The following is a 22,775-nucleotide window of genomic DNA, read 5'->3' as shown; positions in this document are numbered from 1 at the left end:
CCGCTCTCCGGCGGCCCACTGCTTCCTGATCGCGCGCAGTACCGATCGCGAAGGCCGCCCGAGGGGCGGCCTTCACTGTTTTCCCGACAGCGGCCGTTCCTCCCTCCCGGAAGGAACACCCCGCATGCTCATCGGACGACTGCTCGACGACGACTGCCCCCCGTTCGCCCTGCTGCACCGCCGTACGCCCGGCCGCGACCACGGCACCGTCGAGGTGCTGATCGGTGACGTCCACGAGGCCGCCCGCCTGGCCGACATCCCGGTGGGCGCGAACCCCTCCCTGGCGCTCGTGCCTTTCCGCCAGATCGCGGAACGCGGCTTCGACGTGACCGACGACGGCACGCCCCTTGCGGTGCTGGTGGCCCGCGAGAGCCATGAACTCGCCCTCGAGCAGATCCTGGAGGAACTCCCCCGGCACGAGGTACGGGTCGAGGGCGGCACGTTCGACGTCGGCGACGAGGAGTACGCGGACATCGTGCGGCGGGTCCTCGAGGAGGAGATCGGGCAGGGCGAAGGCGCCAACTTCGTGATCCGGCGCACCTTCACCGGCCGGATCGACGGCTTCGGCCGGGCCGACGCGCTCGCTCTGTTCCGGCGCCTGCTGACCGGCGAACGCGGCGCGTACTGGACGTTCGTGGTCCACACGGGCGACCGCACGCTGGTCGGGGCGAGCCCGGAGGTGCATGTGCGGATGACCGGCGGCACGGTCGTGATGAACCCGATCAGCGGCACCTTCCGGTATCCGCCCGGGGGGCCGACCGCCGAGGCGCTGCTCGCCTTCCTCGACGACCGCAAGGAGCGCGAGGAGCTGTCCATGGTGGTCGACGAGGAGCTGAAGATGATGTGCACGGTCGGCGACATGGGCGGGGTGGTGGTGGGGCCCCGGCTGAAGGAGATGGCTCATCTCGCCCACACCGAGTACGAGTTGCGGGGACGCTCGTCCCTCGACGTGCGCCAGGTGCTGAAGGAGACCATGTTCGCCGCCACGGTCACGGGCTCGCCCCTGCAGAACGCCTGCCGGGTCATCTCGCGCCACGAGGTGGGCGGCCGCGGCTACTACGCGGGGGCGCTGGCGCTGATCGGCCGGGACGCCTCCGGCGCCCAGACGCTCGACTCGCCCATCCTGATCCGTACCGCCGACATCGACGCCACGGGCACGCTGCGGGTGCCGGTCGGGGCGACGCTGGTGCGGCACTCCGACCCGGCCGGCGAGGTCGCGGAGACACATGCCAAGGCCGCGGGCGTGCTCGCCGCGCTGGGAGTGCGGCCGGGACGGTCCGACGCCGGGGGCCCGGCGCCGCGGCTGGCGGACGATCCGCGGGTGCGGGCGGCCCTGGACTCCCGCCGGGCCGACCTCGCCCCGTTCTGGCTCCGGATGCAGGAGCCGGCCGCGAGACTCTCCGGGCACGCCCTGGTCGTCGACGGGGAGGACACCTTCACCGCCATGCTGGCGCATCTGCTGCGCTCGACCGGGCTGGAGGTGACCGTGGTGCGGTACGACGCGCCGGGGCTGCGGGAGCGGGCCCTCGGCCACCCGGGACCCGTGGTGCTCGGGCCGGGCCCCGGCGATCCGGCCGACGCGTCCGATCCGAAGATGCGCTTCCTGCGCGCCCTCGCGGCCGACCTGCTGAAGGGGCACCGCCATGGTCTGCTGGGCGTATGCCTCGGCCATGAGGTGCTGGCCGCGGAGCTGGGGCTGGAGATCGTCCGCAAGGACGAGCCGTACCAGGGGGCGCAGGAGCGGATCGACTTCTTCGGCCGGCCTGAGACGGTCGGCTTCTACAACAGCTTCACCGCGCGCTGCGACGAGGTCACCGCGGCCGAACTCGCCCTGCACCGGATCGAAGTGAGCCGGGACGAGGCGACGGGGGATGTGCACGCGCTGCGCGGCAGCGGCTTCGCGTCGGTGCAGTTCCATCCGGAGTCGGTGCTGACCATGAACGGCGCGGCGCTGACGGCGTCGCTGCTGGCGGGTGTTCTGGTCGGCTGAGACACGGCGTTCAGGGGGCGGGCGCGGCGGGGACGAGCACGTTCTCGCTGCGCCGGCCCTCGAGGTGGTCCTTGATGTTCCGGGCAGTGGTGTCCACGATCTGGGCGACCGCGTCCGCTGTGTAGTACGCCTGGTGGGAGGTGACCAGGACGTTGGGGAACGTCATCAGCCGGGCGAGGGTGTCGTCGTCGACCGCCTCCATGGACCTGTCGAGGAAGAACAGCCCGGCCTCAGCCTCGTACACGTCGAGGCCCACCCCCGAGAAGCGGCCCTTGCGCAGTTCTCCGACGAGGGCATCGCTGTCGATGAGGCCGCCGCGGCTCGAGTTCACCAGGATCGCGTCGTCCTTCATCGCGCGCAGTTCCTGGGCGCCGATGAGCCGTTGGGTGGCGGGCAGCAGCGGCACGTGCAAGGTGACCAGGTCCGCGGCGGCGAGCAGTTCGTCCTTGTCGACGTATTCCATGCCCAAATCGACGCAGACCGGGTTGGGGGCGACGTCCAGGCCGAGCAGCCGCATGCCGAAGCCGTGGGCGATCCGGGTGAACGCCTCGCCGATCTTGCCGGTGCCGATCACGCCGGCGGTGCGGCCGCGCATGTCCCGGCCCATCAGGCCGTCGAGCCGGAAGTCGAAGTCGCGGGTGCGGTTGGCGGCGCGGACGATACGCCGGTTGACGGCCATGGCAAGCGTCCAGGCGAACTCGGCGACGGAGTACGGCGAGTAGTACGACACCCTGGCGACGGTGAGCCCGAGCCGCTCGGCCACATCGAGGTCGATGTTGTTGAAGCCGGTGGACCGCTGGGCGATCATCCGCGTGCCGCCGGCGGCGAGGGTCCGCAGCACCTCGGCGTCCAACTGGGCGTTGACGCTGGTGGAGATCACCTCGTGGCCGGCGGCGATGGCGGCGGTGTCCGCGTCGAGGAACACGTCAAGGCACCGGACGCCCCCATGGAGCTCCGCGAAGGCCTTCTCGATGAGCGGCTTCTCGTCGGCCTGGACACCGTAGGCGAGGATTTCCACGTTCTCTCCCGGTTCACGACCTGTGGGCCGGATATCCGCGAACATCCGGATGTCGCGAATATACGGCCCACCGCCGCGTCAGCCGAAGAAGACGCCGACCTCTTCGTAGAGCTTCGGGTCGACCGTCTTGAGCTTGGCGGTCGCCTCCCCGATCGGCACCCGCACGATGTCAGTGCCCTGGAGGGCGACCATCTTGCCGAAGTCCCCGTCGCGCACCGCGTCGATGGCGTGCAGCCCGAAGCGGGTGGCGAGCCAGCGGTCGAAGGCGCTCGGGGTGCCGCCGCGCTGGACGTGGCCGAGGACCGTGGTGCGGGCCTCCTTGCCCGTACGGCTCTCGATCTCCTTGGCCAGCCACTCGCCGACGCCGGAGAGGCGGACATGGCCGAACGAGTCGAGCGTGCCGTCCTTGAGGACCGCCTCGCCGTCCTTGGGCATCGCGCCCTCGGCGATCACCACGATCGGCGCGTAACTCGCCTTGAAACGGGAGGTGACCCACGCGCAGACCTGGTCGACGTCGAAACGCTGCTCGGGGATGAGGATGACGTTGGCGCCGCCCGCGAGACCGGAGTGGAGGGCGATCCAGCCCGCGTGACGCCCCATCACCTCCACGACGAGGACCCGCATATGGGACTCGGCGGTCGTGTGCAGCCGGTCGATCGCCTCGGTGGCGATGCCGACCGCCGTGTCGAAGCCGAAGGTGTAGTCGGTGGCGGACAGATCGTTGTCGATGGTCTTGGGTACGCCGACACAGCTGATGCCGTACTCGTCGCAGAGCCGCGCCGCGACGCCGAGGGTGTCCTCGCCGCCGATGGTGACGAGGGCGTCCACCTCGTGCTTGGCGAGGTTCTCCTTGATACGGCGGACACCGTCCGCCTCCTTCAGCGGATTGGTACGGGAAGAGCCGAGGATCGTGCCGCCGCGGGGGAGAATCCCGCGGACGGCCGGAATGTCGAGCGGGACGGTGTCGCCCTCCAGCGGCCCGCGCCAGCCGTCGCGGTAGCCGACGAACTCGTAGCCGTACTCCTGCACACCCTTGCGGACGAGGCCGCGGATGACCGCGTTGAGGCCGGGGCAGTCGCCGCCCCCGGTCAGTACTCCGACGCGCATGGAAACGTCCCTTCGCCTGATGAGCCTGTGACCGTCACGCTAATGGTGACGCAGGTCACTCAGGGATGGGGCGAATGGTCGATTCCTGTGCGTGGCGCGGTCGTCGGCCGTCCGCCATTCACTCGTACGGGTACACCTCGAACCGGCCTGCCGTGCGGTCAGACGTCGTCCAGGCCGCGCTCGATCGCGTACCGCACCAGCTCGACGCGGTTGTGCAACTGAAGCTTGCCCAGGGTGTTCTGCACATGGTTCTGGACGGTGCGGTGCGAGATGACCAACCGCTCCGCGATCTGCTTGTACGACAACCCCTTGGCGACCAGCCGCAGTACCTCGGTCTCCCGGTCCGTCAGCTGCGGGGCCTTCGGCTCGTCCGCGCCGGCCGGCGGACCGGGCTCGGAGGCGAGCCGGCGGTACTCGCCGAGCACCAGACCGGCGAGGCCCGGTGTGAAGACGGGATCGCCCGCGGCCGTGCGGCGCACCGCGTCCGTCAACTCCTCCGTGCTGGCCGACTTCAGCAGATAGCCGGTGGCGCCCGACTTCACCGCCTCCAGGACGTCCGCGTGCTCCCCGCTGGCGGACAGCACCAGGACACGCAGTCCGGACAGGGCCCCGACCAGTTCCTTGCACACCTGCACGCCCGGCATCTCGGGCAGATTGAGGTCGAGCACGAGGACGTCGGGCACCGCGGCCTTGGCCCGGCGCACGGCCTGCGCACCGTCGCCCGCCGTGGCGACCACGTCGAACCCGGCCTCCGTGAGGTCGCGTGCCACCGCGTCCCGCCACATCGGGTGGTCGTCGACCACCATCACCTTGAGCGTCCGCTGATCCGTCATTTCGCTGCCTTCCCCCGGGGGATCCTGAGCTCTACCTCCGTGCCCTGGCCGGGGACCGACAGCAGCTCGGCCGTACCGCCGAGATCCCGCAGCCGCCCGCGGATGGACTGGGCGACTCCGAGCCGGCCCTCCCCCTCCGCCTGCGCGAGCCGGCCGTCCGCGATACCCGGACCGTCGTCCCTGACCGTCACGATCACCTCGTCGGGCCAGTCCTCGACCAGGATCCATGCCTGGGCGTCCGGGCCCGCGTGCCTGTTCACATTGTCCAGTGCGGCCCCGACCGCCGCCGCCAGCTCACGGGCCGCCGGGGCGTCCATGAGGACGGGTGCGCCCGGCTCCGACAGCGTCACCTTCGCCCCGGCGTGCGGGGCGAGCAGCGTCCGCAGGTCGCACGGCCGCGCGGGCCCGTCGTCGTCCGGGACCTCCACGATCCGTACGACCGCGCCCTCGGACTCGTCCTCCGACACCCGGGACGCCGGGACCAGACCGCCGGCGACGAGGCTGCGCAGCGCCACCTCCTGCTCGCCCGCCATCCTGCCCAGCTCCGCCGCCTCGCCCCCAGCGCCGTGCCCCGCCGCTGCACCATCGCCAGGACCTGGAGAACGCTGTCGTGGATGTCACGCGCCAGGCGCTCCCGCTCACGGGTCGCCGCCTCGATCTCCAGGGCACGGGCAAGGGTGCGCTCGGAGGCGCGGGCCACCTCGACGACGTAGCCGATCGCTATGGAGGCGACCCACACCAGCAGGACGTTGTGGAAGGTGTCCCGGCTGGGCTCGCCCCGCTCGATGATGTTGGCGACGGCGACGAACGACGAGGCGAAACCGGCCCAGCGCCAGCCGCCCTTGATGGCGAAGGCGAGCACGGAGCCCGCCGTCCAGATCGAGGGCAGGGTGGGGCCGTCGTGGGTCTGGGCGTGCGCGTCGGCGAGCGGGGTGAGCAGTATGCCGGTGAGGGCGATGGTCAGGTCCGTGGCCAGGAAACCCCTGGTGCAGCGCGCCGCGTTCGCGACCTTGGGAAGGGTGGCCAGGGTCCAGACGGCCAGCACCGCGAGGAAGCCGGCCGCCACCAGCGGGCGTTCGAAGTTCTGCCGGGTGAAGACGAAGAGCAGCACCGCGTAGACCATGGTCAGCACGCGGTAGGCGGTCAGCGCACGCCACAGCGGCAGCTCGACCGACATCCGCACGACACGCTCGCGCTTGGCCATCTCCCCCACCCCGTAGCAGCGCCGCGCCGGTCAGGCGGCCGGCCGCTGCGCCTTCTTGGCCTTCTCCGCCTCGGCCCGGGCCGCCTTCTCCGCCTTCTCCGCGTCGGCGATCTGACGCTTCGCGGCCGTCGCGTAGATGTCGACGTACTCCTGGCCGGACAGCTTCATGATCTCGTACATGACCTCGTCGGTCACCGAGCGCAGGATGAAGCGGTCACCCTCCATGCCGTGGTAGCGGCTGAAGTCCAGCGGCCTGCCGATCCGGATACCCGGGCGCATCAGCTTGGGGACGACCTTGCCGGGCGGCTGGATCTTCTCGGTGTCGATCATCGCGACGGGGATCACTGGCGCGCCCGTGGCCAGCGCCACACGGGCGAGGCCGCCCGGCTTGCCGCGGTAGAGGCGGCCGTCCGGGGAGCGGGTGCCCTCCGGGTAGATGCCGAAAAGTCCACCGGACTCGATCACGTCGATCCCGGCCTTGATCGCCGCCTCGCCTGCGCCGCGGGCACCCGAACGGTCCACCGGCAGCTGGCCGACACCCTTGAAGAACGCGGCCGTCAGCTTGCCCTTCACGCCCGGCGAGGTGAAGTACTCCGCCTTGGCGATGAAGGTGACCTTGCGGTCGAGCACAGCGGGGAGGAAGAACGAGTCGGAGAACGACAGATGGTTGCTGGCGAGGATCGCGGGGCCCTCGGCCGGAATGTTCTCCAGACCCTCCACCCAGGGCCTGAAGGCAAGCTTCAGCGAACCCCCGATGGAGAACTTCATGGCGCCGTAGATCAACTCGAATGCCTCCTGTTGCTTTCGAACAGACCTTATCCCGAGGTCGGCCCCCGTCCGCCGCGCCGGGTCCGTCGCCGCCGTGCCCGCGTGCCGGAACGGCCCTGGTCGGTGTCGGTCCGGTCGCGTACCGTGAAGGACACCCTCGACCTTCCCGTACGCCCGCGTACCTCACGAACAGGAGACCCCGGTGCCGGTCCTTCCTGGAGCCGAGCCCTACCGCCACGACGGCGGCGAGGTCGGCGTCCTTCTCTGTCACGGATTCACCGGCTCCCCGCAGTCGCTGCGGCCCTGGGCCGAGTATCTGGCGGAGCGGGGCCTCACGGTGTCCTTGCCGCTGCTGCCCGGTCACGGCACCCGCTGGCAGGACATGCAGGTCACCGGCTGGCAGGACTGGTACGCGGAGGTGGACAGGGAACTGCGCTCGCTGCTCGAGCGCTGCCGGCACGTGTTCGTCTTCGGCCTCTCCATGGGCGGTGCCCTGACGTTGCGGCTCGCCGCCAGGCACGGCGACGCGGTGCGGGGCGTCGCCGTCGTCAACCCGGCGAACAAGGTCCACGGAGCGATGGCGTCGCTGCTGCCCGTGGTGCGCCACCTGGTGCCGTCCACGAAGGGCCTGACCAGCGACATCGCCAAGCAGGGCGTGGAGGAGCTGGGGTACGACCGGGTACCGCTGCACGCCGCGCATTCGGTGCGGCAGTTCTTCCGTATGGTCGACGGGGAGCTTCCGCAGGTCACGCAGCCGATGCTGCTGCTGCACAGCCCGGAGGACCACGTGGTGCCGGCCGCCGACTCGGCCCGGATCCTCAGCCGTGTCTCCTCCACGGACGTCACCGAGATCCTGCTGGAACAGAGCTACCACGTCGCGACGTTGGACCACGATGCGGAGCGGATCTTCGAGGAGAGTTACGCGTTCATCGGCCGGCTCGCTCCGAGCGCGGGGACCACGGGGTCTCCCGCGCCGGAAGCCTTGGGAGGGAGCACGACCGGTGGCTGACCAGCACGACGCGGACCGTGAGCCGCAACCGATCGACGAGGACGCGGCCTGGGCGGCCATCGTCGCCGGATACGGCGAGGAACCGGCCGACCCGCCGGGCGCGAAGCCGTTCAAGTCGGTGGAGGACCTGGCGCTCCTGGAGAGCGACATGAACGACACACCGGATCCCGGGCCCGCGCCCGCGGGCCGGCCCGACGACGACAAGCCGGCGCTGGGCAGCTCGGTCACCTTCGCACCGGGCGTCGGCGGGCCGCGCGACTACCAGGTCGTGGAGCCGCCCGACGGCGACATCGACGACGGCGACGGCGACGGCGACGGCGACGAGGGCCACTTCGTCCCGCCAGAGCCCCCGCCGCTGCCGGAGGCCGACGCGACGTCGAAGTTCGCGTGGCTGGCGGTGATCGGCGGGCCGGTGCTGATGCTCATCGCGGTGATCCTGCGGTGGAACATGACGTGGTGGCTGACGACGCTGTGCGTCGGCGGCTTCCTGGGCGGTTTCGCGACGCTGGTCGCGCGGATGTCGCACGGCGACGACGACGAGAACGACGATCCGGGGCGGGGCGCGGTGGTCTGACCGCGGGGCGGCCACCAGGCCGCTGCGCGGGGCGTTGCCCCGCCCCGCCCCTTCCCGCTGTGTGCGGCTCCGCCGCGTGGCGGGGCCTCATCGACGGGGACGCGGCCTGGGCGGCCATGCTCGCCGGATACGGCGAGGAACCGGCCGACCCCGCCGAGCGCATCGTCGCCGGATACCGCGAGGAACCGGCCGACCCGCCGGGCGCGAAGCCGTTCAGGTGCGGCTCCGCCGCGTTGCGGGGCAAGCCCCGGACCTCGTGAGGCATTCGGCCGTGCCCTGGAACTGGCCCTACGGCCTGGCGGCCGTGGGAGGTGCCCCCAGGCGGGCTTGGATTCGCTTCGCGAACCAGGCCCGCCTGCGGCGGTTCCGGCTACGCCGACGGGGGCATTCCCGGCCCCGCCGGCGATCGAGTCGCCGGGGCCCCCGCAGACACCGGCGATCGAGGCGCCGGGGTGCGGGGCAGAGCCCCGCAGACACCGCGCGAAGCGCGGTGTCTGGTCCGGGCGGAGCCCCCACGCGGCGGAGCCGCCCATCGATGCAGCAAGGAGGTGCGGGGAGAGGGAAGCGCCCGCCACAGGTGAGCGCGTCAGTGCGTCGCGGGGACGCGGAGGGCCGCCAGGACCGGGAGGTGGTCGGACGCCGTCCGCAGGTCCGCGGCGGGGAGATCCGGCACCCCGCACCCCAGCACCTCCACCCCCTCCGTCGCGAAGACCGCGTCGATCCGCTGGTGCGGCCCGGCCGCCGTGGACGTGAACTCGCCGCCCCACGGGGCCACCGCCCAGCAGTCCTGCAGCTCCGCCGCCAGGCGGCCGAAGGCCCGGCCGCCTGGCCGTTCGTTGATGTCGCCCGCGACGATCGCGTGCGGCACGTCCATCGCCTTCAGCCGCTCCAGCAGCAGCTCCGCCTGGGAGAGGCGCTCGTCGGCCGCGAGGCTCAGATGGCAGCTGATCAGTCCCACCCGCGCGCCCCCGAAGCGGACGACGGCCGTGGCGAAGCCCCGCCGGTGCAGGCCGGGGGTGCGCGGCAGCAGGACGTCCTCGGTGCGTTCCACCGTGGCCCGCAGCGAGCACAGCAGCATCGGGCCCGCCGCCGTCGCTCCGCCGGACAGCATCACCAGGTCGGTCTTCGCGGCGAGCCGCGCGGCGTGCTTGCGCCAGCGGAAGAAGCGCGGCGCTTCCTGGACGAACACCAGGTCGGGTTCGCAGGCCCGGATCACCCGGGCCAGCGCCTCCTCGTCGTCGCGCATGGAGCGGATGTTGTAGCCGAGGACCCGGACCACGGCCGAACCGTCCGGCTCGGTCCGGCACTTGGGCAGTTGGGTGATCGCCATGGAAGCAACATACGACGGTGCCCGCCGCGCTTCCCGAAGGACGCGGCCCACAAGGCCGCGCCCTTCGGCGGGCGCGGCGGGCACCTGCCGGAGACGGATTCCGCGGTCAGCCCTGGCGTGCCAGGTCCGCCGCGCCCACCAGCCCCGCCTTGCCGCCCAGTTGCGCGGCGAGCACCTGGGCGTGCGGCCGCCACTGGCCGCCGATCAGCCAGCGGCGGAAGGACTTGCGGATGGGGTCGAGGACGAGGTCGCCCTCGTCGGAGACACCGCCGCCGACGATGAACGCCGACGGGTCGAAGAGGGAGGCCAGGTCCGCGAGACCGGCCCCCGCCCAGCGCGCCAGCTCACGGAAGGAGTCGACGGCGACGGGGCAGCCCTGCCGTGCGGCCTGGCTGATGTGCTTGCCCTGGATGCCTTCGACGGTGCCGTCGCCGAGGCCGAGCAGGATCGTCGCGTTCTCCGGTGTGGCGTTGGCTCGCTGCTTGGCGTAGCGGACGAGGGCCCGGCCGGAGGCGTACTGCTCCCAGCAGCCCTGGCTGCCGCAGCCGCAGAGGAGGCCGTCGGGCACGACCCGGATGTGCCCGAACTCGGCGGCGACGCCGAACCGCCCGCGGCGGAGCTTGTTGCCGATGATGATGCCGCCGCCGAGGCCGGTGCCGAGCGTGATGCAGATGACGTCCTCGTGGCCCTGGCCGGCGCCGAAGCGGTATTCGCCCCACGCGGCGGCGTTGGCGTCGTTCTCGACGACGACGGGAAGGCCGACACGCTGTTCGACCTTGTCCTTGAGCGGCTCGTGGCGCCAGTCGATGTTCGGCGCGAAGAGGACCGTGGCGCGCTTGTCGTCGACGTAACCGGCGGCTCCTATACCGACGGCCTCGATCTCGTGGCCCTGGCCGGCTCCTGCGACGGCAGCACAGATCGCGTCGACGATGCCTTCGGGAGTCGACGGGGTGGGCACGGTGTGCGTCTCGAGAATGGCGCCCTCTTCGTCGACCACGCCCGCCGCGATCTTCGTGCCGCCGATGTCGACGCCGATGGTGAGTCCCATGTGTCCCTCAGTATTCGGTCGAGCCCCGCTAAGGCCAACCGTACCCGAGGGCGGGCATGCCCTGGTCAGTCCAGGTCGATGTGCTCGCTGCCGCCGGGGCCTTCGTCGCGCGGGTCGTCGGTGTCCTTGGCGTCCTCGGAGCCCGCGGGGCGCTGCGTCCAGCGGCGTTCCTGGCCCTCGACGGCGGACCGGTAGGCGGCGAGCAGTTCGCCGCCGGCGGCCGCGAGGTGGTCGAAGACCTGCGGGTTTCGTTCGATGACCGGCTCGACGGCGGCCTTCGCCTGGGTCACGAACTGCTGGACGGCGCTCTGCGCGGCCATGCCGGGCAGGGACGACTGGAAGGAGGTGACCTTCTCCGCCACGACGTCGAAGAGCTTGCGCAGTTCTTCCGCCGCGGAACCGGGCGGCTGCCCGTATTCGGCCCGGCGCCGGGCCCGCTCCTGCTGGAGGTCCTCCTCGCAGGCGGTGGCCCAGGCGTCGGCGTCGGGGCGCTCGTTCGCATCGCTCATGACGTACTCCTGGGGGCCGTTTCGAGGGGTTGTGTGCTCTCGACGGTACCCGAACGGTGGTACGGCGTTCAGCGTGTCCGCGGCCACAGTCCCGGGTCCGGCGTGAAGCGGACCTTGAGTGTGCCGTCCGCGAGACCCGCGCCGGCGACGGTGCAGCGGCGCAGCGCCGAGGGCAGCGGGAGGACCCTGCGGAACGGCCCCGCCTCGATCAGGAGTTCATCCCCACGGCGGACGAGTGAGAGCCGGTCCTTGACGATGCCGGGCAGCTCCAGTTCCCACACGTAGAGGGCCTCCTGGGCGTCGGGGCCGGCCGCGGACGGCTCGGGCCGTTCGATCCGGCCGACGCCTCCTCGGGGGCCTTCCCGGTCCGGGACGCCTTCGACGGCGAGTCCGTCGCCCCGTGGTCCGTCCCCGCCGGCGGCGGTGCGGACGGCTCGGGTGTCGAGCAGCGCGAGGTCCTCGAGGCCCTGCGGATCCCGGCCGAGGTGGGGGACCTCGCACAGGGAGGCGCCGGGCAGCCAGGCGCCGTACCACTCGTGCAGGCATTTCTCCTGCTGGGCGACGAGAGGGGCGAGCCAGGGGTCCGCCGATTCCCTCGGCAGGCTCCGGTTCGGTACCAGGGTGTCCACGGGGAGTCCGTGGAGGGCGAGTCCGGCGCGTGCCTCGAGGAGGGCCGCGGAGGCCCGAGGGCCCGGCTCGGCGACGACCCGAAGGGTGGTGTTCACGGACTCGATCAGTGCCTGCACACCCGCCAGTTCGGTGTCCCAGCGCTCGGCGGTCCCGTACAGCCACCGGGCGGGCATCGGGACTCCGGCGAGCTGGGCGAGCACGGGGCGCAGTGCGCGGGCGGCCTGGCGTTCCTGCGGGAGGAGGCGGCGCAGATAGCGGCGCAGTTCCTCGGGCAGCGCGAGCAACGCGATCGTCTCGTGCAGCGGCGGCATGTCGATGACCACCACGTCCCAGCCGCCGCGCGAGGCGACGGTGAGCGCGCGCAGCAGGGCGAACTGCTCGCTGCCTGGCAGCCGTGTCAGTTCCTCGTCCTCGAGCCTGGCCGCGCCCAGCAGGTCCAGCGCCGTGGAGGCACGCTCCTGGAGGTCGAGGAACTCGGCGCGGAAGTCGGAGCCGGCGTCGATGCGGGCGGCCCACAGGCCCTCGCGGACGCGGGCGGGTTCCTCGGGGCGGGCGGTGACCGGTGCGCCGAGCACGTCGCCCGGGTCGGCGGACAGGAGCAGCGCTCGCCTGCCGCGTGCGGCCTCGGCGAGCGCCGTGGCGGCGGCGACGGTGGTGCGGCCCGCGCCGCCGAGGCCGGTGACGAGGACCTTGCGCATCAGGCGCCGGCGCCGCTCTCGACGCGCTTCTTCAGACCGGCGAGGGCGCGGTCGATGATGACCTTCTCCGCCTTGCGCTTGATCATGCCGAGCATGGGGATCTTGACGTCGACGGTGAGCTGGTACGTGACCTCGGTACGGTCGCCGCCGCCGACCGGCGAGAGCCGGTAGGAGCCGTCGATCGCGCGCAGCATCTGGGACTTCACCAGGGTCCAGCTGACCTCGTCGGCCCCGTGCCAGGTGTAGGCGAGGGTGTGGTCGTCCTTGATCGCGCCGGCGTCCAGCACCAGGCGGACCTGCTCGGCCCGTCCCTCGGCGTCGGTGGCGAGCACCTCCGCCTCCTTCACCTCGCCGGTCCACTCCGGGTAGCGGGTGAAGTCGGAGATGACGCCCATGACCTCGGCCGGTGCCGCATCGATCGTGATGCTCGAGCTGGTGTGTTCCGCCATCTCTGCGGCTCCTCACAGTGCGGTACGGACCGGGCAGGTGTGTGGGGTGCAGGCTATCGCGATCGCACGGCCCTCCGGTGCGTGCCCCGGGTCACCAGGACAGGGACCAGGGACGGCCGCCGGCCGCGAAGTGCCCGACGTTGACGCACTCGGTCGCGCCCACCCGCATCCGGCGGACGAGCGGCTGGTGCACATGACCGAAGAGCGCGTACCGGGGCCGGGTGCGCCGCAGCGCGTCCAGCAGGGCGCGGCTGCCGCGTTCGAAGCGGCGGGCGACGATGTCGTACGTCAGCTCGGGAATGTCGGGCGGGATGTGGGAGCAGAGCACGTCGACCTCGCCGATCGCCTCGACCTTGGCGGCGTACTCCTCGTCGGAGATCTCGTACGGGGTGCGCATCGGGGTGCGCAGTCCGCCGCCGACGAATCCGAAGACCCGGCCGCCGATCTCGACCCGCTCGCCGTCGAGGACGGTGGTGCCGGGGCGGGCGTACTCGTGCCACAGGGCCGGGATGTCGACGTTGCCGTAAGTGGCGTACGTCGGGGTGGGGAAGGCGGCGAACAGCTCGGCGTACTGGCGCCGTACGGCCGCCTCGATGGCGGTCTCCCTGTCGATGTCGAGCTCTCCCCAGAGCCTGCGTCCGAGCTCCCGGGCATCCTCGAAGCGCCGGGCGGTGCGCAGTTGCACGATCAGGTCGGCGTTCTCCACGCCGAACAGTTCCGGAAAGATGCCGCGTGAGTGGTCGGCGTAGTCAAGGAAAAGCACCAGGTCACCGAGGCAGATCAGGGCATCGGCGCCGTCGCCCGCAGTGGCGAGATCTTTTGCATTGCCGTGCACATCGCTGACCACGTTGACTCGCATGGCGATCACCCTAGAACCCGTCGAGAGTACCTGGGTAGAGGGGGCCTACCTGCGGTTACTTGGGTCCCGCACGGAGAGTGGAATACTCTGCGCGAAGTCCAGCCATCGATGTGTGACGCACAGAACATTGGCCGGGAACCCCTATCGGGAACCGTGTACTCGTGGGTAACGTCCGGGCAGTCCAGTCGTGCTCACCCCCACCGAGCACCTGCCCGATCTTGGACCGCAGCCGGTGCATCACACAGAGCCGTGGCGCCGGCGCCCGATGAGGAGCAGCAGTCTTGCGCGAGTTCAGCCTTCCGGCCCTGTACGAGGTCCCCACGGACGGCAACCTGACGGATCTCATCCGCCGCAATGCCGCGCAGCACCCGGATGTGGCGGTGATGGGCCGCAAGGTCGCCGGCAGATGGACCGACGTCACCGCGACGCAGTTCCTCGCCGAGGTGCGTGCTGCCGCCAAAGGCTTGATCGCCGCCGGTATCCGGCCCGGCGACCGGGTCGGCCTGATGTCCCGCACCCGCTACGAGTGGGTCCAGCTGGACTTCGCGATCTGGAGCGCCGGCGCGGTCACCGTACCGGTCTACGAGACCAGTTCGGCGGAGCAGGTGCAGTGGATCCTCGGTGACTCCGGCGCCGCCGCCGTGATCGTCGAGGGCGACGCGCACGCCGCCGCCGTGGAGTCCGTGCGCGAGTCGCTGCCGGCCCTGCGGAACGTCTGGCAGATCGAGAAGGGCGCGGTCGACGAACTGACCGCCGCCGGCGCGGAGATCTCCGAGGCGACCGTCGACGAGCGCAGCGCCTCCGCCAAGGCCGACGACCCGGCGACCATCGTCTACACCTCCGGCACCACCGGCCGCCCCAAGGGCTGCGTGCTCACCCACCGCGCCTTCTTCGCGGAGTGCGGCAACCTGGTCGAGCGTCTGAAGCCGCTGTTCCGTACGGGCGAGAGCTCCGTGCTGCTGTTCCTCCCCGCCGCGCACGTCTTCGGCCGCATGGTCGAGATCGCGGCCGTGATGGCGCCGATCAGGCTCGGTTGCGTCCCGGACATCAAGAACCTCACCGACGAACTGGCGTCCTTCCGGCCGAGCCTGATCCTCGGTGTGCCCCGGGTCTTCGAGAAGGTCTACAACTCCGCTCGGGCCAAGGCCCAGGCGGACGGCAAGGGCAAGATCTTCGACAAGGCCGCGAACACGGCCATCGCCTACAGCCGCGCCCTGGGCGGCCCCGGCGGCGTGCCGGTCGGCCTGAAGCTCAAGCACAAGGTCTTCGACAAGCTCGTCTTCAGCAAGCTCCGCGCCGTCCTCGGCGGCCGCGGCGAGTACGCGGTCTCCGGCGGCGCGCCGCTGGGCGAGCGGCTCGGCCACTTCTTCCGCGGCATCGGCTTCACCGTGCTGGAGGGCTACGGCCTCACCGAGTCGTGCGCGGCGACCGCGTTCAACCCGTGGGACCGCCAGAAGATCGGCACGGTCGGCCAGCCGCTGCCCGGCTCCGTGGTGCGGATCGCGGACGACGGCGAGGTGCTGCTGCACGGCGAGCACATCTTCTCCGGCTATTGGAACAACGAGAGCGCGACGGCCGACGCACTGGCCGACGGCTGGTTCCACACAGGCGACATCGGCACCCTCGACGAGGACGGGTACCTCGCGATCACCGGCCGCAAGAAGGAGATCCTGGTCACCGCCGGCGGCAAGAACGTCGCCCCCGCGGTGATCGAGGACCGCATCCGCGGGCACGCCCTCGTCGCCGAGTGCATGGTCGTCGGCGACGGCCGCCCGTTCGTCGGCGCGCTCGTCACCATCGACGAGGAGTTCCTGGGCCGCTGGTCCGCGGAGAACGGCAAGCCGTCCGGCTCCACGGCGGCGTCCCTGCGCGACGACGAGGACCTGCGGGCGGAGATCCAGAAGGCCGTCGACGACGGCAACGCGGCGGTCTCCAAGGCGGAGTCGGTCCGCAAGTTCCGCATCCTGCCGGCGCAGTTCACGGAGGAGGCGGGCCACATCACGCCGTCGCTGAAGCTCAAGCGCAACGTGGTGGCGAAGGACTTCGCGGACGAGATCGAATCGATCTACCGCTCCTGACCACCCTCGGGGGCTCCGCCGCCCCCGGGCCCCCGCGCCTCAGTCGCCGGCGAGGCTGAAGTTGCCTCCGCCGGCGAGGCTGGATGCCGCGCAGCGGCATTTCAGCCCGCCCGGCGTTGAGGTCACCGCGCGAAGCGCGGTACGCCGCCCGCAGGGCGGTACGGGGCCCGGGGCTTGCCCAGGTTCGGGAAGGGCGGGGAGGGGACAAGCCCCGCGCAGCGGCCACGCCCGCCGCCCCGCCCCCTCAGAGCAATGCCTTCAGCCGCTCCGCCAGCAGGTCCCAGCGCCACTTCTCCTCGACCCAGGCCCGCCCCCGCTCCCCCATCCGCTTCCGCAGCTCCGGGTCCTCCAGCAGGTGCACGATGCGCTCGGCCGACTCCTCCGCAGAGCCGCCACGGACGACCCAGCCGGTCTCGCCGTCGAGCACGGCGTCCGGCGCGCCGCCCGAGTCGCCCGCCACGACGGGCAGGCCGGTCGCCGACGCCTCCAGGTAGACGATCCCGAGGCCCTCGACGTCCAGGCCGCCCCTGCGGGTCCGGCAGGGCATGGCGAAGACGTCACCGGCGCCGTAGTGCGCAGGGAGCTCGGACCACGGCACAGCGCCGGTGAAGCGCACCGACCCCTCGACCCCGGTCTGCGCCGCGAGACCCCGCAGCTCGTTCTCGTAGGGGCCGCCGCCGACGATCAGCAGCACCGCGTCCGGCACCTTCGCGAGGATCGCGGGCATGGCGCGGATCAGCGTGTCCTGGCCCTTGCGCGGTACGAGGCGTGAGACGCACACCACCACGGGTCGGTCGCTCAGGCCGAGCCGTCGCCGGACCAGGTCGCCGCCCGAGCCGGGATGGAACGTCTTCTCGTCGACTCCCGGCGGCAGCTGCACCATGCGGGCCGCGGCCTCCGGCGTCAGCGCCGCGGCGATGCGTGAGCGCGTGTACTCACCGAGGTACGTGATCGTGTCCGTGCCCTCGCCGATGCGGCGGAGCAGTTGCCGTGACGCGGGCAGCTGCGCCCAGCCGGCCTCGTGGCCGTGCGTGGTGGCCACCAGCCGGCGCGCGCCCGCGCGCCGCAGCGCGGGGGCCATCAGTCCGAGGGGGGCGGCCGCGCCGAACCACACGGACTCGCAGCCGTGTTCGCGCAGGAGGCGCGCTGCCGTGCGGGTGACCCGTGGGGTAGGCAGGAGCATCGTCGTACGGTCGCGTACGACCGTGAAGGGCTGCTCGGCGTCGAACGCCGCGGTCGCCTCCGCCCCCTCCCGGCCGCGCTTCCAGGTGGAGGCGTAGACGACGAGTTGCCCGGGGTCCAGCCGTAGCGCCATGTTGTGCAGGAACGCCTGGATGCCGCCGGGCCTGGGCGGGAAGTCGTTGGTCACGATCAAGGTCTTGTGCATCGCCGCAGACAGTACCGAACGGCCCGGTCGCCTGGTTCGGGCACCGCCACGGCATGATGGCAGTCTCAGCTCCCGAGTCGTCCCCCGGCTCCCCCACCGACGAAAGAGACACGATGCCGACGGCGGTCGCGCGAGGCACGATCCTCCCCTTCGCGGTGTGGTTGCTCACCAGGACCGCGCTGCTGCTGTTCGTCTTCAAGGTCGTCGTCTTCCCCGGGCCCGACGTCACCAGCGACGTCTCGGCGATCTACCGGGGCTGGTACGAGGTGCTGAGCACCGGCACGTACCCGCTGGACGACGTGACCTGGCAGTACCCGCCCGCCGGCGCGCTCGCGATCCTCTCCCCCGGGCTCCTCCCGGGTCTCGACTACACGTCCGCCTTCTTCGTCCTCGTCCTCGTGTGCGACCTGCTGGTCCTGCTCCTGCTGCGCTACGCGGAGCGACGCGGCACCGCACGGCGCGGCACCTGGGTGTGGGTGGTGGGCGTTCCCCTGCTCGGCCCGACGGTGTACGCCCGTTACGACCTGATGGTCACGGCCGTCGCCGTCGCCGCGCTCCTCGCCGGCGTGCGCCGGCCGCGGACCCTGGGGGCGCTGGCGGGCTTCGGGGCTGTGCTGAAGGTGTGGCCGGTGCTTCTCCTGCTGGGGGTTCCGCGAGGGCGGACCACGGTCCGGTCCTGGGCCGCCGCGGCCGCCACGGCCGGGGCGGTCACCGTGCTGCTGTGCACCCTGATGCCGGGCGGGCTGGCGTTCCTCACCTTCCAGCGCGACCGGGGTACCGAGGTCGAGTCGCTGGGCGCCCTGGTCTTCCACTTCGCCCGGCACTTCGGCTGGGAGGGGCAGGTGCTGCTGAACTACGGGTCCGTCGAGTTCCTCGGCCCGTACGTCCCGCTGGTCAGCACGGCCGCCCTCGGCCTGTCCGTCCTCGCGCTCGGCTGGCTGGTGCTCTGGCGGCTCCGGGCGAAGGAGTTCGGGCCGTCCACGCCGTGCGACGCCGCGTTCGCGGCGGTGCTGCTGTTCACGACCACGAGTCGGGTGATCAGCCCGCAGTACATGGTGTGGCTGGTCGGCCTGGCCGCCGTGTGCCTGGTGTTCCCCGGCAGCCGGATGACGCTTCCGGCCTGCCTGGTGCTGGCGGCCACCGCCGTGACGGTGCTGGAGTTCCCCATCTGGTTCGCGGAAGTCGTGGCGAGCGATCCGTCCGGCATCGCGCTGCTCGTCCTGCGCAACGGGCTGCTGGTGGCCGCGACCGTCACCGCCTGCCGCCGGCTGTGGCGGCAGACGGTTCCCCCGCCGCGGCCGCCGGCCCGGATCAGCCCAGCTGCTCGCGAAGGAAGTCCCGCCACATCGCGGTGAACGCCTCCGGTGTGGTGCCGAGCTCCTCGCCGAGAGCCCGTTCGATCGCGCCCTCCCGCCGCGGGCCCTCCCCGACGGACCGGTAGAACGCGGTGAGCTTCGCCTCGCCCCAGCGGCCGGCGATCATCTCGCACGCGAGCCGACCGCCCTCGTAGGCCCGCGCGAGCGCGTCCGCGTCGCCACCGAAGAAGAAGTCCCGGTCCGACGGCAGTACGGCCGGCACGTCCCCTGCCCGGACGGCTTCCAGCAGCTCCGGGGCGGCCTCCGCGGCGGTACGTCCGGTTCCGCGGTACGCGACCCAGTCCGCGAAGCCCTCCGACAGCCACATCGGTGTCGCGGCGGACGTGTGCGCCCGGGTCGCCACATGGGTGGTCTCGTGGGTGAGCACGATCCGCTGCCCGAACTCGCCGAGCAGCCCGTACGCCTCCGGGTTCACGACGACCCGGTCCGCGGGCGAACCGTCCTTCGCGCCGCCCGTCTCGCCGGTGGTCACGGCCGCGATACCCCGGTACCCGGCCGCCGGCGTGCCCAGCAGCCTCCCCATGGCCTCCACCGAGTCCGGTACGAGCACCACGACCCTGCCTGCCCAGGTCGACGGCCAGGCGCCCGATACGGCGGGCACGGCGCGGTCGGTGGCGGCGGCGAGCTCACGCAGCCGCTTCTCGTCCTGTCCGACGCCGAGGACGAGGCTGTGACTGCCCCGTACGGCGTCCACATCGCCCTGCTGCCACAGCTGCTGCGGGGCGCCGGTGCCGGCGCGGTCGGCGGTCACGTACCAGCGGCCGTCGCGCTCGGTCAGCTCGAGGGTGCGTGAGACGGTCATCGGCGCGCTGTCGTAACCGGCTATCCGGTACCGCAGCTCGGTGTCGGCGACGGCCTTCCCGGCCTGGTGCCGCACGCCCTTGACCCGGTACCCCCACGAGTGCAGCGGCACGTCGGCGATGTTGTCGAACTCCTCACCCTGCGCGGCCCGCAGAGCGGCCGCGCCCGGCTCGAGCGACGCGAGGTAGCCGGCGCGGTCGTGGCCGAGCAGGGCGGCGGCCCGGACGTCCAGGGCCTGCTGTATCTCCTCGACGGCCGGGTCCACGGGCGCGGGGCCGATGCCACCGCACCCGCCGACGAGCACGAGCACGGCGAGCGCCGTCCCTGCTGTGCGCTGCGCGCGCCCGTGCGATGCCATCCTGCGATGGTACGTAACGACCCGCCCCGGCCCGCCCCGTCCGCTCCGCCCGGACCGCCCGGACCGCCCGGACCGCCCGGACCGCCCGGACCGCCACCGCGAGGTTCCCAGGGGGCGCCCCCGCACCACGCGCCTCGATCGCCGCGAGGCATCCCATGCCCCACCAGCCCCACCTACACCCGTGTCACCGCGTGCACCGGCATCATCCCCACCGGGTCGTACCGCACCGCCGCCCCCGGATACGGCGCATGGACCACCTGCCCGTTCCCCACGTACATCCCGACATGGCTCGCGTCGCTCCGGTACGTGACGATGTCGCCCGGCCGGGCCTCCGACAGGGGCACGCGGGTGCCCGCGTCCGCCTGGGCCTGGGACGTGCGCGGGAGGCCCACTCCCGCCTGGGCGTAGGACCACTGCACGAGGCCCGAGCAGTCGAAGCCGGAGGGCCCGCTGGCGCCCCACACGTAGGGGCGGCCGACCGCGCTGCGTGCCGCCGCCATGGCCGCCGCCGCATGCGCGCTGGCGGCCGGGACACCGGGCAGTGCTGTCATGCCCGCCAGGTCGTCCCGGCCGGAGCGCGAGGACCGGTCGTACGCCTCCCGTTCCTCGGCCGGCAGCGCGTTCAGCAGGCGTCTGGCCTCGCCGAGCTTGCGTTCCACGGTGCGCTTGTGACGCGCCACCGCGCTTCTGCTGCGCTCCAGTTCGGCCAGGTCGCGCGCGGCCTCCGAGCGTTCCTGGCCGAGGTCGCGCTGCTCTTGGCGGAGGTCGGTCAGCGCGGCGGAGTGGCGTTCGGAGATGCGGTCCAGCGTCGCCGCCGCGTCGAGGTAGCCGTCCGGGTCCTGGGAGAGCAGCAGCGCCAGCGCCGGGTCGATGCCGCCGGAGCGGTACTGCGCCCCTGCCACGGAGCCGAGCGCTTCGCGCATCCGGTTGATCCGCTCCTGGCTGCGGGCCACCCTGTCCTGCGCGTGTTCGGCCTGTTCGTGGAGCGCCTCGACACGCTCGTCCGCGGCGTTGAAGCGCTCCGTGGCCCGTTCGGCCTCCTCGTAGAGCCGGTCGACCCTGGCCCGGGTCGCCTCCGCGCCGGTTCCCGGCTCGGCACCTGCCGGTGCGGCACCGGCGCCCAGGGCGGCGGCGGCCGTGGCCGCCGCGGCGGACAGGACGGTGCCCCGGGCACTCCGTGTGAGGCCGGGCTGTGAGGGTCGGCGGTGGGACACCACGTGCCGCGCTCCCTTCCGCAGGACTTTCGCAGCGGTTCCACCGGGACTTCCGGGGAACCGGGTTCGATGCGCGGCAGAGAGTAACCGGGTGAACACGAGGTGACCAAAGACCCCGGCGGGCACAAAGAGTGACGCCCCGCCGGAGACCACAGGTCACCGGCGGGGCGTCGCGTCAGTACGAAGGGGACGAATTCCCCCGTTCGGGCGGGTGTGAGGACCCGCAGAACGATCCGTCCGACTGCCTGACCGGCAGTCCGTCCGACCGTGCGTCAGATACGCACGCCGAACTGGAAAGGCATGTTGTTGATCGACTCGTAGCGCACGTTGGTGCCGCTTCGCGGGGCGTGCAGCACCTGGCCGTTGCCCGCGTAGAAGCCGACGTGGTGCAGGTCGCCGTAGAAGATGACCAGGTCGCCCTGCTTGAGCTGGCTCTGCGAGTAGATGCGGGAGCCGGCGTTGGCCTGCGCCTGCGAGGTGCGCGGGATGGAGACGCCCGCCTGCGCGAACGCCCAGGAGGTGAGGCCCGAGCAGTCGAAGGAGTTCGGGCCGGACGCGCCGTAGACGTACGGCTTCCCTATCTGGGACTGCGCGGCGGCGAACGCGGCGGACGCGCGCTGCGAGGCGGGCACGGCCGGCCCGAGGTCGACACGGGCGCTGGCGCGGTTCGCGCGGCTCTCGTCGGCGGCGAGCGCGGCGCGCTCGGCGGCGGTGAGGGAGTTCAGCAGCTGCCGCGCTTCCGCGAGCTTGCCCTGAACCTCCTTCTTCTTCTCGCCGAGCGTCTTGCGGGTCTCGGCGAGGTCGCCGAGCTTGCTCTGGGCCTCCTGGCGCTGCTGCGCGAGGGTGCGCTGCTTGGCCTGGATCTCCTGGATCGCCTCGGTCTGCTTGGCGCCGAGCTGGTCCAGCGCGGAGGCCTTGTCGAGGTAGGTGTCCGGGTCGCCGGAGAGGAAGAGCTGCACGGAGGGGTCGATGCCACCGGTGCGGTACTGGGCGCTCGCCACCGAACCCAGGCTGTCCCTCAGGGTGTTGAGCTCGTCCTGCCCGCGGGCGACCTTGTCCTGCAGCGCGTCGATCTGCTCGTCGAGCTTCTCCTGCTGCTCCTTGGCCCCGTTGTACTTCTCGGTGGCCTTCTCCGCCTCTTCGTAGAGCTTGTCGACCTTCTCCTTGACCTCGCTCTTGCTCGGCTTCGGGTCGGCCTGGGCGGTCTGGGCGGTCAGGGCGACGGCCGCTGCGGCGGTCGCGGTGAGCACGGTCACGCGGGTGCGGCTCGGCTGCTTGGGACGACGGTGGGACGCCACGAAGGCGAGCTCCTTCTTCCTCGAGCCGCCTACCGGGCAGTGGGGGGACGCGAATCCCCGGCGTCCGCGCATCGGGTCCCTGGGGGAAATGGGGTCGAACTGCACGAACTCGGCGGTTCCTTCGCTGTCGCCCCGGATGGGCGATCAACCGCGCGAAGGTTCGAGCCCCGACCTTAGTGACCTTCTTGTGATCACTTCAAATCCTCACGGGAAAAATCTTACCCAGGGAGCCCATTC

At 72.0% G+C, this 22,775-nt stretch carries 20 protein-coding genes and 1 pseudogene; 6 read left to right on the top strand and 15 right to left on the bottom strand.

The window, feature by feature from the left end; genetic code table 11:
- The first annotated feature begins 124 nt into the window (after nt 1–124).
- Complete coding sequence (locus GLX30_RS25920) at nt 125–1,990, top strand: anthranilate synthase family protein (protein WP_159692837.1); 1,866 nt, start codon at nt 125–127, stop codon at nt 1,988–1,990.
- Between the two features lie 10 nt (nt 1,991–2,000).
- On the opposite strand, the gene GLX30_RS25915 is transcribed toward GLX30_RS25920, so the two are convergent.
- The 5 genes and pseudogenes from GLX30_RS25915 to GLX30_RS25895 form a co-directional block, all read right to left on the bottom strand.
- Nucleotides 2,001–3,008: a 2-hydroxyacid dehydrogenase gene (locus GLX30_RS25915; protein ID WP_159692835.1), complete on the bottom strand. Its 1,008-nt coding sequence runs from the start codon at nt 3,006–3,008 to the stop codon at nt 2,001–2,003.
- A 78-nt stretch (nt 3,009–3,086) separates the two neighbouring features.
- Nucleotides 3,087–4,115, bottom strand: coding sequence for a 6-phosphofructokinase (locus GLX30_RS25910; protein ID WP_159692833.1), 1,029 nt, complete (start codon nt 4,113–4,115; stop codon nt 3,087–3,089).
- A gap of 158 nt (nt 4,116–4,273) precedes the next feature.
- On the bottom strand, nt 4,274–4,948 hold the full coding sequence (locus GLX30_RS25905) for a response regulator transcription factor (protein ID WP_159692831.1): 675 nt from the start codon (nt 4,946–4,948) through the stop codon (nt 4,274–4,276).
- Nucleotides 4,945–6,152: pseudogene (locus tag GLX30_RS25900) on the bottom strand (DUF5931 domain-containing protein). The gene GLX30_RS25905 and the pseudogene GLX30_RS25900 overlap by 4 nt, the downstream one beginning before the upstream one ends.
- 30 nt (nt 6,153–6,182) lie before the next feature.
- Complete coding sequence (locus tag GLX30_RS25895; RefSeq protein ID WP_208545486.1) at nt 6,183–6,935, bottom strand: lysophospholipid acyltransferase family protein; 753 nt, start codon at nt 6,933–6,935, stop codon at nt 6,183–6,185.
- Between the two features lie 187 nt (nt 6,936–7,122).
- Here GLX30_RS25895 and GLX30_RS25890 point away from each other — a divergent pair, with 187 nt between their 5' ends.
- From GLX30_RS25890 to GLX30_RS25880, 3 genes are read left to right on the top strand one after another with little or no spacing between them, the layout of a single operon-like run.
- A complete protein-coding gene (locus tag GLX30_RS25890) occupies nt 7,123–7,929 on the top strand; it encodes an alpha/beta fold hydrolase (RefSeq protein WP_159692829.1) in 807 nt (268 codons plus the stop codon).
- On the top strand, nt 7,922–8,503 hold the full coding sequence (locus GLX30_RS25885; RefSeq protein WP_159692827.1) for a hypothetical protein: 582 nt from the start codon (nt 7,922–7,924) through the stop codon (nt 8,501–8,503). The genes GLX30_RS25890 and GLX30_RS25885 overlap by 8 nt, the downstream gene beginning before the upstream one ends.
- Before the next feature lie 59 nt (nt 8,504–8,562).
- On the top strand, nt 8,563–8,763 hold the full coding sequence (locus GLX30_RS25880; protein WP_159692825.1) for a hypothetical protein: 201 nt from the start codon (nt 8,563–8,565) through the stop codon (nt 8,761–8,763).
- Nucleotides 8,764–9,089: 326 nt separating this feature from the next.
- Here the strand turns inward: GLX30_RS25880 and GLX30_RS25875 are convergent, their stop codons facing one another.
- The 6 genes from GLX30_RS25875 to GLX30_RS25850 all read right to left on the bottom strand — a co-directional run bounded on the left by GLX30_RS25875 (nt 9,090) and on the right by GLX30_RS25850 (nt 14,026).
- Nucleotides 9,090–9,833, bottom strand: a complete 744-nt coding sequence (locus GLX30_RS25875; RefSeq protein WP_159692823.1) for an endonuclease/exonuclease/phosphatase family protein — start codon at nt 9,831–9,833, stop codon at nt 9,090–9,092.
- 106 nt (nt 9,834–9,939) lie between these two features.
- The gene (locus GLX30_RS25870; protein ID WP_159692821.1) at nt 9,940–10,881 is read right to left on the bottom strand and encodes an ROK family glucokinase; all 942 of its coding nucleotides are present in this window, start codon (nt 10,879–10,881) and stop codon (nt 9,940–9,942) included.
- 65 nt (nt 10,882–10,946) lie between these two features.
- Nucleotides 10,947–11,390 carry a DUF5304 domain-containing protein gene (locus GLX30_RS25865; RefSeq protein WP_159692819.1) on the bottom strand — a complete coding sequence of 148 codons (444 nt, stop codon included), beginning with the start codon at nt 11,388–11,390 and terminating at the stop codon, nt 10,947–10,949.
- A 68-nt stretch (nt 11,391–11,458) separates the two neighbouring features.
- Nucleotides 11,459–12,718: an ArsA-related P-loop ATPase gene (locus tag GLX30_RS25860; RefSeq protein WP_159692817.1), complete on the bottom strand. Its 1,260-nt coding sequence runs from the start codon at nt 12,716–12,718 to the stop codon at nt 11,459–11,461.
- A complete protein-coding gene (locus tag GLX30_RS25855) occupies nt 12,718–13,167 on the bottom strand; it encodes an SRPBCC family protein (RefSeq protein WP_159692815.1) in 450 nt (149 codons plus the stop codon). The genes GLX30_RS25860 and GLX30_RS25855 overlap by 1 nt, the downstream gene beginning before the upstream one ends.
- 91 nt (nt 13,168–13,258) lie before the next feature.
- The gene (locus GLX30_RS25850; RefSeq protein ID WP_159692813.1) at nt 13,259–14,026 is read right to left on the bottom strand and encodes a metallophosphoesterase; all 768 of its coding nucleotides are present in this window, start codon (nt 14,024–14,026) and stop codon (nt 13,259–13,261) included.
- Between the two features lie 281 nt (nt 14,027–14,307).
- Here GLX30_RS25850 and GLX30_RS25845 point away from each other — a divergent pair, with 281 nt between their 5' ends.
- Nucleotides 14,308–16,104, top strand: coding sequence for an AMP-dependent synthetase/ligase (locus GLX30_RS25845; RefSeq protein WP_159692811.1), 1,797 nt, complete (start codon nt 14,308–14,310; stop codon nt 16,102–16,104).
- 244 nt (nt 16,105–16,348) lie between these two features.
- On the opposite strand, the gene GLX30_RS25840 is transcribed toward GLX30_RS25845, so the two are convergent.
- A complete protein-coding gene (locus tag GLX30_RS25840) occupies nt 16,349–17,491 on the bottom strand; it encodes a glycosyltransferase family 4 protein (RefSeq protein ID WP_159692809.1) in 1,143 nt (380 codons plus the stop codon).
- Between the two features lie 113 nt (nt 17,492–17,604).
- Here GLX30_RS25840 and GLX30_RS25835 point away from each other — a divergent pair, with 113 nt between their 5' ends.
- Nucleotides 17,605–18,846 (top strand): glycosyltransferase 87 family protein, encoded by a 1,242-nt coding sequence (locus GLX30_RS25835; RefSeq protein ID WP_159695251.1) that lies wholly within the window; start codon nt 17,605–17,607, stop codon nt 18,844–18,846.
- Here the strand turns inward: GLX30_RS25835 and GLX30_RS25830 are convergent.
- The 3 genes from GLX30_RS25830 to GLX30_RS25820 form a co-directional block, all read right to left on the bottom strand.
- Nucleotides 18,803–20,026, bottom strand: coding sequence for a hypothetical protein (locus GLX30_RS25830; RefSeq protein WP_159692807.1), 1,224 nt, complete (start codon nt 20,024–20,026; stop codon nt 18,803–18,805). The two genes, GLX30_RS25835 and GLX30_RS25830, sit on opposite strands and share 44 nt — an antisense overlap.
- 173 nt (nt 20,027–20,199) lie before the next feature.
- The gene (locus tag GLX30_RS25825) at nt 20,200–21,243 is read right to left on the bottom strand and encodes a C40 family peptidase (RefSeq protein WP_159692805.1); all 1,044 of its coding nucleotides are present in this window, start codon (nt 21,241–21,243) and stop codon (nt 20,200–20,202) included.
- Nucleotides 21,244–21,512: 269 nt separating this feature from the next.
- Nucleotides 21,513–22,538 carry an NlpC/P60 family protein gene (locus tag GLX30_RS25820; protein ID WP_159692803.1) on the bottom strand — a complete coding sequence of 342 codons (1,026 nt, stop codon included), beginning with the start codon at nt 22,536–22,538 and terminating at the stop codon, nt 21,513–21,515.
- Nucleotides 22,539–22,775 lie beyond the last annotated feature (237 nt).

It is taken from the genome of Streptomyces sp. Tu 2975, assembly GCF_009832925.1.
Lineage (GTDB): Bacteria > Actinomycetota > Actinomycetes > Streptomycetales > Streptomycetaceae > Streptomyces.
Note: the sequence above shows the minus strand (reverse complement) of the source record. Positions and strands in the feature narration are given on the sequence as shown.